The sequence below is a fragment of the Spirosoma liriopis genome (assembly GCF_023196085.1).
GTDB lineage: Bacteria > Bacteroidota > Bacteroidia > Cytophagales > Spirosomataceae > Spirosoma > Spirosoma oryzicola.
This window is the reverse complement of the sequence record NZ_JALPRF010000024.1, coordinates 1-1,477: the sequence shown is the minus strand read 5'-3', so window position 1 is coordinate 1,477 and position 1,477 is coordinate 1. Positions and strand designations below refer to the sequence as shown.

Here is a 1,477-nt window from a genome sequence, read left to right as displayed (position 1 = left end):
TGTCTTATCCTGATATAGGTTGTCAATTTTCACCCAAAATTGACAACTATGCAAGACCACATCCGCGACCTGCTGAGTCGCTTTCAGTACAGTGAACAACTCCGAGAGACGGCCGTGTTCCGCATTCTCTTCGGCGGAGAAGAAGTAAGCCAGGTGATGGAAGATTTAGGCATTCATAGTGGCTATACGATTCGTAGCTGGGTGCAACTCTATCGTCAGAAGACGAAGACTGGCCTGCTAACTTTACCTGCCATGAAGCAAGCACAAAAGCGCGACATGGCCGCCTTAAAGCAGCGAAATGAAGAGTTGGAACAGACTCTACAGCAGGCCAATCTGTTAATCTTAGCTCTTAACACGATGATTGAGACGGCTGAAAAAGAACTAAATGTGCCAATAAGAAAAAAGTCTGGCACCAAACGGTCTTAAACCTTCGTGAGAACGAGATAGCAAAGGTGAGCGTCGGAAGCCTTTGTCGACTGTTTGGTGTGAGCCGACAAGCATTTCATGCAAGAAAACAACGTGCTCAGCGATCGGTGAGCCATGCGATGTTAGTACTGGATCTGGTAACGGCCCTCAGACGAGATGTGCCTGGCCTGGGCACTCGGAAATTACATCTTTTGTTGGCAGAGCCATTAGCCAAAAGTGGCATCAAATTAGGTCGCGACAAGTTGCACAAGATCTTATACGATCATGCTATGGTTATCCGTCAGGGTCGACAGGTGCCCCAGACAACTGATTCTAATCATCGCTTACATAGATACCCTAATCTACTCATTGATAGGGTAATAAATGCTCCCAAACAGGTTTGGGTTAGTGATATAACTTATTTGTATATTGGGTTAGGATTTGGCTACCTTTCGTTAATAACGGACGCTTATTCAAAGCTGATCGTGGGGTACTGCCTGCATCCATTCTTAACAGCAGAAGGTAGTTTAAAAGCTCTAGATATGGCCTTATCAACCCATTTGGAAAGGGAAGAAGAACTGATTCATCATTCAGACCGTGGCAGCCAATATTGTAGTTTTGACTACGTTCGCAAGTTAAAAGGGGCGAACATTTTAATCAGTATGACTCAGCAGGGCGACCCTTATGAAAACGCCATCGCCGAACGGGTGAATGGAATATTAAAAACGGATTTTCGGCTGAACCGAGTGTTCGTTACTTTTGAGGAGGCTGAAAAGGCGGTTGAAAAAAGTATCTACAACTACAATCACCTGCGCCCGCACATGAGCTGTGGTTACCTGACTCCGGTGATGGCTCATCAGAGTGAGCATCCGCTTAAAAAGCACTGGAAACCGAAGGTATATAAACGGTCAAAGGTTGTACGAGACCAGAGCCAATTTGGGTAAATCCATCTGTTTCATCTATTTTGACAACGCTATACTAGGATTACTATTGACCAAAAATTGCTGACTGAAAAACTGACAACTTATTTTCAGGATCAGACAACGGTCAACTTATTTTAGGACGATACAAG

General features: G+C 44.6%; 1 protein-coding gene and 1 pseudogene. Both read left to right on the top strand.

Features of this window, described 5'->3' with window-relative positions; translation table 11 throughout:
• Positions 1–48 precede the first annotated feature (48 nt).
• A complete protein-coding gene (locus M0L20_RS30070; RefSeq protein WP_232563771.1) occupies positions 49–426 on the top strand; it encodes a transposase in 378 nt (125 codons plus the stop codon).
• A gap of 11 nt (positions 427–437) precedes the next feature.
• Positions 438–1,349 (top strand): annotated as a pseudogene (locus tag M0L20_RS30065) (IS3 family transposase); the annotation flags it as partial.
• Between the last annotated feature and the right edge of the window lie 128 nt (positions 1,350–1,477).

What these genes read in the sequence shown, in the direction of transcription:
- M0L20_RS30070 (WP_232563771.1), top strand. Translation starts at nt 49, where the DNA reads ATGCAAGACCACATCCGCGACCTGCTGAGTCGCTTTCAGTACAGTGAA.